This window comes from Pararhizobium sp. LjRoot255 (assembly GCF_964252905.1).
Classification (GTDB): Bacteria; Pseudomonadota; Alphaproteobacteria; order Rhizobiales; family Rhizobiaceae; genus Pararhizobium.
In genome coordinates this window covers 2,113,340-2,125,621 of the sequence record NZ_CAXUPQ020000001.1, presented here as the reverse complement: position 1 = coordinate 2,125,621, position 12,282 = coordinate 2,113,340, and the positions used below count along the sequence as shown (strand labels likewise).

Genomic DNA, 12,282 nt, shown 5'->3' with positions numbered 1-12,282 from the left:
AACGGTGCGGCCAATCAAAAATAGAAACATCAAGTTTTCGGCACGAGTGCAGCCGAAAACGACGGGCAATCCCCGGCTGAACCGCGCCTCCAGAAAGCGCGGCATCATTTTCCAATCACCCGATCACTTGACCGCGGCGACATCCTGCTTGTGCGGCGCCGTGCGGGTATCGACATCGACGACGACGCTGAGGCCGGCGCGCAACCGGCCGCTGTCCAGCACGTCCCTCGGGAAGACGATGCGGACCGGTACGCGCTGGATAACCTTGGTGAAATTGCCCGTGGCATTTTCCGCCGGCAGCAGCGAGAAGACCGAGCCGGAGGCCGGCGAGATCGACTGGACAGTACCGGTGATCGGCTCCTCGTCGAAGGCATCCACGTGGATATTGACCTTCGATCCCGGAACCATGTGGGCGATCTGCGTTTCCTTGAAATTGGCATCGATATAGAGCTGGTCGACCGGAACGAGCGCAGCCAGCCGCTGGCCGGCGGACACCAGGTCTCCGTCCTGAACGGCGAGATTGCCGACAACACCGTCATAAGGCGCTTTCAGGACCGTGAAGCCCAGGTCGCGCTCGGCCTTGTCACGCGCGAGTTCGAGCGAACGAATGGTGCTTTCGGCTTCGGCGCGCTGCGCGGCGAGGACCGCGATGTTGGCGTTCGCGGCAACGATATTGGCATCCGCACCGGCGAGATTGGCCCTGGCCTGGTCCAGTGCGACCTGCGCGCTATCGAGCGAGGCGACCGTACCGACTGCCTTTGACTGGAGGTCGCTGGCACGCTTGAGCGTGATTTCGGCACCCCGGACGGTCGCCTCAAGGGCGGTTTTCTGGGCTTGCGTCTGCTGCAGGCTGGCCTTGGCGCCGGCGATCTGGGCATCGAAACGCTGCAGCGACAGCTTTTCGGTGTCGATCTGCGCCTCAGCCTGGTCGGCGGCGATCCGGTAGTCTTCCTTGTCGAGCGTGATCAGCGGGTCGCCAGCCTTCACATGCTGGTTGGCCACCACATTGACCGTCTCGACATAGCCGGAAACTTTCGGCGAGATCGACGCGATATCACCCTCGATATAGGCATCGTCGGTCGAGATCATGAAGCGGCCATTGGTCCACCAGTCATAGCCATACCAACCGCCGGCAGCGAGCGCGGCGACGGCAATCATGGGCATGAGAACCCTGCGGCGCTTCGGCGCCGGCTTTTCCTCAGCCGCGACAGCCTGCGATGCCGCTTGCGCCTCGACGGCAGGCTCGGTTACGCTCTTGGCTTCCGGTGCCGCGATGTGTTCGTTCGGAGCTTCGAAATCGTCGCCGACAGGGCGGACATGCGCAGCACCGGTCTTGCTTGAAACTGACATATTGCGTCACCAACCCTTGTATGGGAGAATTCGAACCGAACCGTTCAGTTCGATTGACATAAGGCCAATTGGATCGCATATCAAGGGGAAATCGAACCGATCGGTTCGAAAAAGTTAACAACGAGACAACAATGTCCGGACACGAAGAAAAATTGGCAGACATCATGAAAGGCGAAGGTTGCTTGTCCGACGAGTGCCCCTCACCCGGCCGCCGCGCCGCCGGTGAGGACCCGGCAAAACGCGGCCAGATCATCGACGGCGCCAAGCGCGTGTTCATGAGCATGGGCTTCGACGCCGCCAGCATGAACGACATCACCCGGGAAGCCGGCGTGTCGAAGGGTACCATCTACGTCTACTTCGAAAACAAGGAAGATCTGTTTGCGGCGATGATCGAACGCGAGCGCAACCGCGTCGTTCAGACCGTCAAGCATGCGCTCGACGATCACGAGGCGATCGAAGAGGCCCTTTTCGACTTCGGCGTGACGCTGACCACGCACATGACCGCTGATCCCACTATCCGCGCCATGCGCATGGTGGTGGGCGTCAGCGACCGCATGCCCCAATTGGCCAAGCGCTTTTTCGCGGCGACGCCGGAAAGCGGCTTTACCGTTCTTCAGGCCTATCTCGACAGGCAGGTCGCCACCGGCGCGCTCGACATCGAGGATACCGACCTGGCAGCCCGGCAATTCATCGAACTCTGCCTGGCTGGCATGTTGAAGCGCCGCCTGTTCAGCGAAATGACCGAAGTACCCGAGCGAAGCTACATCGAAAAAGCCGCGTCCTCGGCCGTCAGATTGTTCCAGGCGGGCTACGGCCCCAAACCGGAAAATCGCTGACCGCCTTGCCTTGTCGCTTGCCCGCGCCAGTTTTCTTCCTATTCAGCAACCACGATCAAACGCGGCTCGGTTACAGGAGCTAAAACGATATCCGGTTTGCTGCGGGAGGCGAAATGAATGCAATCGGCAAGGCGGTGTGGTTCATCGAAAGCCACTTCGCCAGGGATATTTCACTGGAGGACATCGCCGAGACGGCGGGTCTCTCCCGCTATCACCTGTCGCGTGTCTTCGGTCTGACCACAGGCCGGTCGATCAGTGGTTATATCCGGGCCCGGCGTCTCAGCGCTTCGGCCGCAGCGCTGGCCGATGGCGCACCCAGCATTCTCGCAGTCGCCCTTGATGCGGGCTACAACTCGCATGAAGCCTTCACCCGTGCCTTCCGCGATCATTTCGGCGTGACGCCGGAAGAGGTCCGCAACCGGCGTCACATTGGCGATCTCGACCTTATGGAGCCTATCCGCATGGACACAGCACCTCTCACCAAACTGGAAGAACCCCGATTTGAAACCACGCCTGCCATGCTGATGGCAGGGCTGCAGCAGACCTATGACTATGGCGGCAACGCCGGCATTCCCTCGCAATGGCAGCAGTTCAACGCGTATTTCGGCGAAATTCCGGGCCAGGCCGGCAACGTCGCCTACGGCATCTGCACGCAGGAAGAAGGCCAGGATGCCAGCTTCCAATATATGACCGCTGTCGAAGTGCGCGGTACCGACGGGTTGCCGGCCGGCTTCCAATGCCTGAAGCTTCCCGCCCAGACCTACGCGGTGTTTGCCCATCGCGGCCACATCGCCGACATCCAGGCCACCAGCCATGCGATCTTCACCGACTGGCTGCCCTCTTCCGGCTACAAGCACACCGGATTTCCGGACCTGATGGAGCGTTATGACGAACGGTTCGACCCGCAAACAGGCAGGGGACTGACCGAAATATGGATTCCGGTGACGAATTAACGGTATCAATGGCCGCCGGATCAGCCTTCAGCGCTTGTCACGGCGCAGATTCCACATACATAGGGAAAGTCTTTTCGCCCGCGCTGCCCACCGGTTGCGCGGGCTCACTTATGTGCCCGTTGAATCGAGGAAGGAACCACCCCCGATGCAGGACATTTTGCTCCTCATGCAAGATCCGACTGCCTGGATCGCCCTGATCACGCTGATCGTCATGGAAGTCGTGCTCGGCATCGACAACCTCATTTTCATCTCGATCCTGACCAATAAACTACCAGCAGTGCATCGCGAAAGTGCCCGCCGCGTCGGCATCGGCCTCGCGCTGGTCATGCGGCTTGCGTTGCTCGGCACCGTCGCCTGGATCGTGCAATTGACGACGCCGGTGTTCGAAGCTTTCGGCCATGGTTTCTCCTGGAAGGACATGATCCTGATCGCCGGTGGTCTGTTCCTCGTCTGGAAAGCCACGAAGGAAATCCACCACAACGTCGATCCGGTGGATCACGATGAGGATTTCATCGCCAGCTCGGTGACGACCGGCTTCGCCGCCGCGATCGGCCAGATCCTGCTGCTCGATCTCGTCTTCTCCGTCGACAGCATCATCACCGCCGTCGGCATGACGCCCCATCTGCCGATCATGGTGATCTCCGTCATCGTCGCAGTGACGGTCATGCTGGTCGCCTCCGGCCCGCTCGCCCGTTTCATCGAGAAGAACCCGACAATCGTCATGCTGGCGCTCGGCTTCCTCCTGATGATCGGCACGACGCTGATCGCCGAAGGCGCCGGCTTCCATGTGCCGAAGGGCTACGTCTATGCCGCCATGGCCTTCTCGGCCTTGGTCGAGGTGCTCAACATGCTGTCGCGCCGCAAGCGGCAGAGGGAAAAGGCGCTGAAACAGTAACCACACAAAAAGAAGCCGGGGTCAGGCTGCCCCGGCTTCATCGTGTCGTTTCTACCGGGGGATTCGGCAGGACGAGACCACGGAACGCATGCGCGTGAAAAAGCCCCGGGACCGCCCATCCCGAGGCTTTTCAACGTTTGCACACAGTGAGGGATGCGAAGCCGAAGGGGTAGGAGCTCGTCTGCCTTTTCGTTGGCCACGAAGAGAAACCGGAAAAATCTCCGTGTTCTCCATCTCCCTCGCGTCCGGTTGTCACGGACCCGCATTCCTCATGAGAAAAACGACCTACGGCAGCAATAGTTCCACCCTTTTTTCCTATTTTTCCGCGATCGCCTTGAGGTTTTCCAGGCCCTGCGCAAAGTCCTTGCCGATCATCTGGTCCATGTCGAAGAACAGGCCCATGATCTTGGCGATCAACGGGCTCGCCCCGTCCATCGACCACGTCACGGTTGTCCCTTGAGCCGCCGGCGCAAGCGTGAAGGTGGCCGTGTTGTGGGCCTCGAACGGGCGGCTGAAATCGAGCTTGATCAGGATTTTCGAGGACGGCGCCGATTCGACAATCTCCATCCGCCCTGCCCCGGCCTTGCCGCTGCCGTCCCAGGCGTAGACGGCCCCCTGCCCGCTTTCAGCACCGGTGATCGAGCGGGTCATCGACGGGTCGAGCTTTTCATAGGGCGACCAGGACTGCCATTGGTGGAAATCGGTGATCAGCGGGAAGATTTTCTCCGGCGGCGCATTGATCGTCGCCGTTCGCTCGACGTGGAAGACATCCGGCTTGGTTGAGGCGAAAACAACGACGGCGAGCAGCACGACAACGATGACAGCAACAATAATCAGCAGAATTTTCAACATATTCGGGTTCCTGAAACGGGATGGATTGAGACCTGCCTGAAAGCATTGATGGTATGTGCTTTCAGACAGGGGTAAGCAAAAAATCAGCCGGCGTTTTCCGCCGCAGCGGCGACAACCGTTGCCAGCTTTTCGAGGCTCTGGCTCCAGCCTTCCTCCATGCCGTCGAGCGCCGGGGCCATGGCTTCGGTTGCCCTGAGCACCTGCGCGTGGAGGGTCAACTCTGTCTTGCCGTCCTTCTCGGTGAAGGTGACCGTATTGAGGGCTTCCAGCATGGTGACGCCGTCCTCGCCGTCATAGGTGCTAGTGAAGACCAGGCGCTCATTTTCAACGATCTCCTTGAAGGTGCCATTCGACGGATACATACGCCCGTCGGGACCCTTCATATGGATGCGGATGACACCGCCCGGCCTGAGGTCGACCTCGCAGACGGGGTTGGTAAAGCAATGCGGCCCCCACCACTGAGCGAGGTGATATGGGTCGGTCCAGACCTTGTAGACCAGCGCCGCCGGAGCATTGAACGTCCGCGTCAATACGAGGTTCGCCTTTTCGGCCGGCACGAATTCAGCTCTTGCGGTCATTCTCATCTCCCCTTTGAAGCTTCTGCAGATAGAGATCGAGCCTGTCGAAGCTCTCGTCCCAAAAGCGGCGGTAGTTTTCGAGCCAGGCGTTCAAGTCCTTGAGCGGCCCCGCCTCCAGCTTGCAGGGGCGCCACTGCGCCTCCCTGCCGCGGCTGATCAGCCCTGCCTTTTCCAGCACCTTCAGGTGTTTGGAAACCGCAGGCAGGCTCATCGCGAAGGGCTCGGCCAGTTCGTTCACCGATGCCTCGCCCGATGCCAGACGCGCCAGGATCGCCCGGCGCGTCGGGTCGGCGAGTGCCGAGAGGGTCGTGCTAAGGCGATCGGGGGTCATTTCTATTAAACCAGCAAGTTAATTAACTTAGTGGTTAAGTAAATCGCATCGGAGATTTTGTCAACTGCCTTTTGAAAGGCTGATGGGCCTATCGAGGCGCAGTTTTCCTTGACGCGCCCTTTTGAATATGGTCTCACGCCAGCCAAATGGAATTTCCGGTATTTTCCGCCATTTCAGGCATCAATCGGGCACTTCCTTCCCTTAAAAGCATGCGCCTTCGCATCCGGACAGCATTCTCCGGCAGCAGGGCCGAAAGCACGTAAAGCACGGGCCAGGATCATGACAGACAGACCAGTCCGGGTGCGCATCGCACCTTCTCCCACCGGCGAACCCCATGTCGGCACTGCCTATATCGCGTTGTTCAACTATCTCTTCGCGCAGAAACAGGGCGGCGAGTTCATTCTGCGCATCGAGGACACCGACGCGACCCGGTCGACGCCGGAGTTCGAACAGAAGGTGCTGGATGCGCTGAAATGGTGTGGTCTGAAATGGTCGGAAGGCCCGGATATCGGTGGCCCCTATGGCCCTTACCGCCAGAGCGATCGCAAGGACATCTACAAGCCTTATGTCGAGAAAATCGTCGAGGCCGGCCATGGCTTCCGCTGCTTCTGCACGCCCGAGCGGCTGGCGGAAATGCGCGAGGCGCAGCGCGCTGCCGGCAAGCCGCCGAAGTATGATGGCCTCTGCCTGCATCTGTCCGCCGAAGAAGTGACCTCCCGGGTCGCGAGCGGCGAGCCGCATGTCGTGCGCATGAAGATCCCGACCGAAGGCTCCTGCAAGTTCGTCGACGGTGTCTACGGCGAAGTCGATATTCCGTGGGATGCCGTCGACATGCAGGTGCTGCTCAAGGCCGACGGCATGCCGACCTATCACATGGCCAACGTCGTCGACGACCATCTGATGAAGATCACCCATGTGGCACGCGGCGAGGAATGGCTGTCCTCGGTGCCGAAGCACATCCTGATCTACCAGTATCTTGGTCTTGAGCCGCCGGTGTTCATGCACCTGTCGCTGATGCGAAATGCCGACAAGTCGAAATTGTCGAAGCGCAAGAACCCGACCTCGATCTCCTACTACACCGCGCTCGGCTATCTGCCGGAAGCGCTGATGAACTTCCTCGGCCTGTTCTTCATCCAGATCGCCGAAGGCGAGGAGATGCTGAGCATGGATCAGCTCGCCGAAAAGTTCGACCCGGCCAACCTCTCCAAGGCCGGCGCGATCTTCGATATCCAGAAGCTCGATTGGCTGAACGGCCGCTGGCTGCGCGAAGGCCTGACGGAGGAAGAGTTTGCCGCCCGCGTGCTCTCCTGGGCGATGGAAAACGACCGCATCAAGCAGGGCCTCAAACTTTCGCAGTCGCGCATCTCCAAGCTCGGCGAACTGCCGGATCTCGCAGGCTTCCTGTTCAAGTCCGATCTCGGCCTCGATGCTTCGTCTTTTGCCAAGATCAAGTCGACGCCGGAAGAACTGGTCGAGATCTTCAATACGGTCCAGCCGGATCTCGAAAAGATCCTCGAATGGAACGTCGAGTCGATCGAAGCGGAGTTGCGCGCGATCGCCGATCGCCTCGGCAAGAAGCTGAAGGTCGTGGTGGCACCGCTTTTCGTGGCCGTTTCCGGCTCGTCGCGCTCGCTGCCGCTGTTTGATTCCATGGCGATTCTTGGCCGCTCGGTCGTGCGCCAGCGCCTGAAGGTCGCCGGCCAGGTCGTCGCCTCGATGGCGGTCAGCGGCAAGTAAGGAAAAGACGATGAACAGCAAGACCCAGGAAACAGCCCTCTCCTCCGACGTGACGGAAGTGCGCGCCCAGAAGCTGAAGCTGCTGCGCGAGCAGATCGGCGACGTTTATCCGGCGCATTTCCACCGCACGATCACCAATGGCGAGCTGGCGGAAAAATACGAGAGCCTCGAGCCTGACACGGAAACGCAGGACGTCGTCACCGTCGCCGGCCGCGTCTATTCCTCGCGCAATTCGGGCATGTTCATGGATATCCGTGATGCCTCCGGCAAGATCCAGATCTTTTCCCACAAGGACACGACCCCGGAAGAGGCGCGCTCGCTGCTGCCGATGATCGACCTTGGCGACATCATCGGCGTGACCGGCATTGTGCGCCGCACCAAGCGCGGCGAACTGACGATCAATGCGCAAGAAATTACCATGCTGACCAAGTCGCTGCTGCCGATGCCCGAAAAGTGGCATGGCCTGTCCGACATCGAGCTGCGCTACCGCAAGCGCCATCTCGACATCATGACCAATGACGACTCGAAGCTCCGCTTCCTTCAGCGTTCGAAGATCGTCTCCGGCATTCGCCGTTTCATGGAGAGTGACGGCTTCCTGGAAGTCGAGACGCCGATGCTACAGTCGGTCTATGGCGGCGCGACGGCCGAGCCCTTCAAGACGCATCACAACACACTGAAGCTCGACATGTTCCTGCGCATCGCACCGGAGCTCTACCTCAAGCGCACCCTGGTTTCCGGCCTCACCGACAAGGTGTTCGAGATCAACCGCAACTTCCGCAACGAAGGCGTTTCCACAAGGCACAATCCCGAGTTCACCATGATGGAGTGCTACTGGGCCTATGCCGATTACGAGGACATGATGGACCTCGTCGAACGCCTGTTCACGGAGCTCGCAATATCGATCCATGGCGGCACGGAGTTCACCTTCGTCGACAAGGAAATCTCCTTCAGGGGTCCGTTCCGCCGGGTGCCGATGCCGGATGCCGTGAAGGAAGCGACCGGTATCGATTTCCTCAGCCTCAAGACCGACGAGGAGGCCCGTGCGGCGGCCAAGGCTGCCGGTTTCGAGATCGAAAAGGATGCGACGTGGGGCGAATGCCTGGCCTTCATCTTCGAGGAGAAGGTCGAGCCAACGCTGATCCAGCCGGCGCATGTGACGCATTTCCCGAAAGACATCTCGCCGTTTGCCAAGGAGGTGCCGGGCGAGCCGCGCCTCGTCGAACGCTTCGAGACCTATTGCAACACCTGGGAACTCGGCAACGCCTTCTCCGAACTCAACGATCCGGAAGAGCAGCGCGCCCGCATGGTCGAGCAGCTGGAGCAGGCGCATGCGCGCGGCGAAAAGGCAAAGCAGCTGGACGATGAATTCCTCGACGCCATCGACCAGGGCATGCCGCCCGCCGGTGGTCTCGGCATCGGCGTCGACCGGTTGATCATGCTGCTCACCAACGCGCCGTCGATCCGCGACATCATCCTGTTCCCGGCCCGCCGCAGCAAGGCGGACTGAGGAAGAAAGCCACCCTCAGGAACACGCCGCCGTCTCCATGCGGCGGCGTGTCCGTTTTCGGCACATGGAACTTTTTCCGATACTGCGCGTCAATCCGGGCAGAATCGAAAAAGGAACCTTCCATGCTGAAATGGGCGCTTATCTTCCTGGTGATCTCGCTGATTACAGGTTTTCTCGGTTTTTCGGGCGTCTCGGCGGCAACCGCGACGATCGCGCGCGTGCTCTTCGCCATCGCCCTGATCATCTTCCTGATCTTCCTGGTGCTTGCTTTCATCGCGGGCAGCGCAGTCGTTTGATACACGCCGTCTTGCGCTGACACGGCGCACGGCCGGCAAGACTGTTAGTGGCCGGCTGCTTCGCCTTCAACCTTTTCGATGGCATGATCGACGGGCGCATCCGCGGCTGGCTCTGTGCTTTCGCCCCAAACCATCGCCATCATGGAGCCGAAGAAATCCTTCTGTTCCACCTTCACTTCGCCGTGCTCGGGTATCGGCTCTTGGCCATGCGCCGGTGCAGCAGCCTCGCCATCGTCACCCGCAGCCTCTTCGCCATGCGCACCCGATGCCGATCCGGCGGCTCCTGCCGCGGCGGCAGCGGCGACCGGATCGAAGCAATCGGACTTGTCGTCCATCGCCGTCATCGTGCTCTTGATATCGTCTGTCGAGAGAGCGACGTCGCGGCCATAGAACAGGCCGACAGTATTCGCCTTGCCGTCATTGTAGCGCGCAACAAACGGTGTGCTCATGCCCGGCATCCGGGTCGGATCGGGCGCGAACAGCACTTCCGCACCGATGGCGGCTCCACGGCGCCCGGCGCGATCCCGCGGTCCGCCCTGGTCCAGAACAACGACCTGGTAGAGGTCGGCCTTTTCTTCCTTGGCGAGCAGGCCCGCGATCCGCAACGCCGTGCGCACCCGATCCACACCGTCAGCCGTTTCCGTGCTCACAAATTTGCGGATCCAGCGCTGGCCGTTGCGCCGTATTTTCAGGGTCTCGACGGTGGTGCAGGCGAGGCCCGAGAGCGAAGGGGCTTTTTCCTTGCCGAGACCCAGGAGCGCGTCCTTGCCGGAATAGACGGCAAACGCGCCCGATGCGCCGGACAGGACCAGCGCGCCGGCGATGACGAACATGACCTTCCGTGGGGGGCGTATCTTCTTGAAGACCGACTTCACGCGCGCCGCTCCGTCATTCGCTCAACTCCAACCATTGTGAAACGAGACGGCAGTCTACGCGGGTGACGTTTCGGAAGTTTAAACGCTGCCGACCTTGGCGGCCACGAACGGAATAAAGATGTTTTCGCGGCGGCCGCCATCATGGCAGCCGCCGCGGAGACAGGTGATCGAACCGGACTGTCAGTCGAAAAAGTAGCGGCCACTGCAACTCGGCACGCGGCGCCAGCCGCGCAGGTCCTGATCGTAGACCATCCCGGAGGTTCCGTTGACGGTGCAAAGAACCTTCCGGTGACGCTTGTTCGGGCTCTGATAGTGCGTGAAGACGTGTTCGCGTGACCCCATGCTTTCGCCGCCGCCGCGCCCGCCCCGGCCATTGTCGCCGCCCTTCGCCGCGGCTTCCTGAACGGCGATCGAGCCCATGGCAGTGGCCAGGATGAGGACGAAAGGTATAATCTTGCGCATGCCGTTTCTCCTTCGATTGTCCAAGAGAGGCCAATCCCCTCTTCTGAAACCGATCCTCTCAAAAGCCAGGGTTGCACGCTGTTCCTAGCGGAACAGGGAAATTGCAGTGAAAATTGGAGGAGACGGCTTGATCGAAACCAGAGGGCGGGCGAAGACAGGCGGAGGCAGCAGGTAGGCTCGGGGCAGAACATGGCACGCATTGGCATCGCAGGGGCAGGCATCATCGGATGCGCCACCGCCGTTCACCTGATCGAGCGGGGCCACGACGTCACGGTGTTCGAAAAGGACATCGACGGCCTGCCCGCCTCGGTCGGCAATGCCGGCATTCTCGCCGTGCCGGAAATTGATCCGCTGGCGCGTCCCGACATGATCCTCTCGGCCCCAAAATGGCTGCTCGATCCACTCGGGCCGCTCACCCTGCGCTGGCAGGACCTGCCGGCGCTGACGCCCTGGCTGGTCAATCTCCTCATGGCCGCTACGCCGGCCAAGGTCGAGCGCTCGCGCGCCGCCCTGCTGGGGCTGATGCGTCAGGCTCTTGGCGCGCACGAAGACCTTGCCCGCATGACCGGCCTGTCCGGGCACATCAAGCCGACCGGCGCGCTAACGATCTTCGACAGCGAAAAGGCAGTTGACGATGCCTTTCGCCGCGGACGCGAGAACGCAGCGCTGCTTGGACACACGGTCGAGAAGCTCGATGCCAGACAGGCCCGGGCCCGAGTAGCGGCGCTGGAAGGCAACTTCGCCGGCGGCGTCTTTTCCGCCGGCTACCAGACTTTCCTCGATCCGCTCGCCCTGCTGAGGCATCTCCAGGCCTATGTCCGCGAACGCGCCACGCTTGTCGATGCGGAGGTGGAGAGCGTTCGGCAGGAGGCCGGCGGCGTCACCTTCTTCGCCAGGGGACAAACGCCCGCGACCTTCGACAAGGTGGTGATATCGGCCGGCGTCTGGTCGCGCACGCTGGTGCGCGGGCTTGGCCTGAGGGTCCTGCTCGAGACCGAGCGCGGCTACAACACCACCTTCACCAACCCGCAGGTGACGCTGGACCTGCCCGTATTTTTCGCCGAACACGGTTTCGTCGCCACGCCCCTCCAAAACGCGCTTCGTGTCGGCGGAGCGGTAGAGCTGGCCAAGCCGGATGCGCCGGCCAATTTCGCCCGGGCTGCTGCCATGCGCCAGAAGATGCGGCGCTACGTTCCGAGCCTGCCGGAAACCGGTGGGACGGAATGGATGGGCCGCCGGCCCTCGACGCCGGATTCAGTGCCCGTCATCAGCCTTTGCCCGAACGATCCGCGCATCGCGCTCGCCTTCGGCCACGGCCATCTCGGCCTGACGCTTTCGGCCATTACCGGCCGGAAGATCGCCGAGCTCCTGAACTCCGGAGAAACGCCGGACCTCACCCCCTTCAGCATCCAGCGCTTCCAATGATGCCTACAGCGCCGCGCGTCTATTCAGACGCGCAAAGGACGCTGTAGAACTTTGAAAGTGCAGCATAATTTTATCCTTAATCGATTCCGGTTTAAGGAATTATGCAGTAGCGCGGCGTCTCCCGGTTGACTTTTGACGGCCATGCCGGTTTCAGTCGCGACAGCCCAGAGCATTCAAGACAAAGA

The 12,282-nt window shown here is 61.0% G+C and carries 13 protein-coding genes; 7 read left to right on the top strand and 6 right to left on the bottom strand.

Annotation, left to right across the window (positions count from 1 at the left end; genetic code table 11):
- Nucleotides 1–123 precede the first annotated feature (123 nt).
- Complete coding sequence (locus ACSQ2W_RS10300) at nucleotides 124–1,350, bottom strand: HlyD family secretion protein (protein WP_436086151.1); 1,227 nt, start codon at nucleotides 1,348–1,350, stop codon at nucleotides 124–126.
- A gap of 164 nt (nucleotides 1,351–1,514) precedes the next feature.
- Here ACSQ2W_RS10300 and ACSQ2W_RS10295 point away from each other — a divergent pair, with 164 nt between their 5' ends.
- The 3 genes from ACSQ2W_RS10295 to ACSQ2W_RS10285 all read left to right on the top strand — a co-directional run bounded on the left by ACSQ2W_RS10295 (nucleotide 1,515) and on the right by ACSQ2W_RS10285 (nucleotide 4,034).
- The gene (locus tag ACSQ2W_RS10295; protein WP_436087747.1) at nucleotides 1,515–2,186 is read left to right on the top strand and encodes a TetR/AcrR family transcriptional regulator C-terminal domain-containing protein; all 672 of its coding nucleotides are present in this window, start codon (nucleotides 1,515–1,517) and stop codon (nucleotides 2,184–2,186) included.
- 113 nt (nucleotides 2,187–2,299) lie between these two features.
- Nucleotides 2,300–3,139 carry an AraC family transcriptional regulator gene (locus ACSQ2W_RS10290; protein WP_436086150.1) on the top strand — a complete coding sequence of 280 codons (840 nt, stop codon included), beginning with the start codon at nucleotides 2,300–2,302 and terminating at the stop codon, nucleotides 3,137–3,139.
- A gap of 145 nt (nucleotides 3,140–3,284) precedes the next feature.
- Nucleotides 3,285–4,034 carry a TerC family protein gene (locus ACSQ2W_RS10285; RefSeq protein WP_436086149.1) on the top strand — a complete coding sequence of 250 codons (750 nt, stop codon included), beginning with the start codon at nucleotides 3,285–3,287 and terminating at the stop codon, nucleotides 4,032–4,034.
- A gap of 315 nt (nucleotides 4,035–4,349) precedes the next feature.
- On the opposite strand, the gene ACSQ2W_RS10280 is transcribed toward ACSQ2W_RS10285, so the two are convergent.
- The 3 genes from ACSQ2W_RS10280 to ACSQ2W_RS10270 form a co-directional block, all read right to left on the bottom strand.
- Complete coding sequence (locus ACSQ2W_RS10280; RefSeq protein WP_436086148.1) at nucleotides 4,350–4,886, bottom strand: SRPBCC family protein; 537 nt, start codon at nucleotides 4,884–4,886, stop codon at nucleotides 4,350–4,352.
- Between the two features lie 83 nt (nucleotides 4,887–4,969).
- Nucleotides 4,970–5,464, bottom strand: a complete 495-nt coding sequence (locus ACSQ2W_RS10275; RefSeq protein ID WP_436086147.1) for an SRPBCC family protein — start codon at nucleotides 5,462–5,464, stop codon at nucleotides 4,970–4,972.
- Nucleotides 5,448–5,795, bottom strand: a complete 348-nt coding sequence (locus ACSQ2W_RS10270; protein ID WP_436079986.1) for an ArsR/SmtB family transcription factor — start codon at nucleotides 5,793–5,795, stop codon at nucleotides 5,448–5,450. The genes ACSQ2W_RS10275 and ACSQ2W_RS10270 overlap by 17 nt, the downstream gene beginning before the upstream one ends.
- Nucleotides 5,796–6,074: 279 nt before the next feature.
- Between ACSQ2W_RS10270 and gltX the strand changes: the two genes are divergently transcribed.
- From gltX to ACSQ2W_RS10255, 3 genes are all read left to right on the top strand, one after another.
- A complete protein-coding gene (gltX, locus tag ACSQ2W_RS10265) occupies nucleotides 6,075–7,532 on the top strand; it encodes a glutamate--tRNA ligase (RefSeq protein ID WP_436086146.1) in 1,458 nt (485 codons plus the stop codon).
- 10 nt (nucleotides 7,533–7,542) lie between these two features.
- On the top strand, nucleotides 7,543–9,039 hold the full coding sequence (lysS, locus tag ACSQ2W_RS10260; RefSeq protein WP_436086145.1) for a lysine--tRNA ligase: 1,497 nt from the start codon (nucleotides 7,543–7,545) through the stop codon (nucleotides 9,037–9,039).
- A 122-nt stretch (nucleotides 9,040–9,161) separates the two neighbouring features.
- Nucleotides 9,162–9,335 (top strand): DUF1328 domain-containing protein, encoded by a 174-nt coding sequence (locus tag ACSQ2W_RS10255; protein WP_264266696.1) that lies wholly within the window; start codon nucleotides 9,162–9,164, stop codon nucleotides 9,333–9,335.
- Nucleotides 9,336–9,379: 44 nt separating this feature from the next.
- Here ACSQ2W_RS10255 and ACSQ2W_RS10250 read toward each other — a convergent pair whose 3' ends face one another.
- Nucleotides 9,380–10,168 carry a hypothetical protein gene (locus ACSQ2W_RS10250; RefSeq protein ID WP_436086144.1) on the bottom strand — a complete coding sequence of 263 codons (789 nt, stop codon included), beginning with the start codon at nucleotides 10,166–10,168 and terminating at the stop codon, nucleotides 9,380–9,382.
- A 222-nt stretch (nucleotides 10,169–10,390) separates the two neighbouring features.
- Nucleotides 10,391–10,672 carry a hypothetical protein gene (locus tag ACSQ2W_RS10245; RefSeq protein WP_436079982.1) on the bottom strand — a complete coding sequence of 94 codons (282 nt, stop codon included), beginning with the start codon at nucleotides 10,670–10,672 and terminating at the stop codon, nucleotides 10,391–10,393.
- 189 nt (nucleotides 10,673–10,861) lie between these two features.
- On the opposite strand from ACSQ2W_RS10245, the gene ACSQ2W_RS10240 reads away from it, so the two are divergent.
- Nucleotides 10,862–12,097: an NAD(P)/FAD-dependent oxidoreductase gene (locus ACSQ2W_RS10240; RefSeq protein ID WP_436086143.1), complete on the top strand. Its 1,236-nt coding sequence runs from the start codon at nucleotides 10,862–10,864 to the stop codon at nucleotides 12,095–12,097.
- Nucleotides 12,098–12,282: the final 185 nt, after the last annotated feature.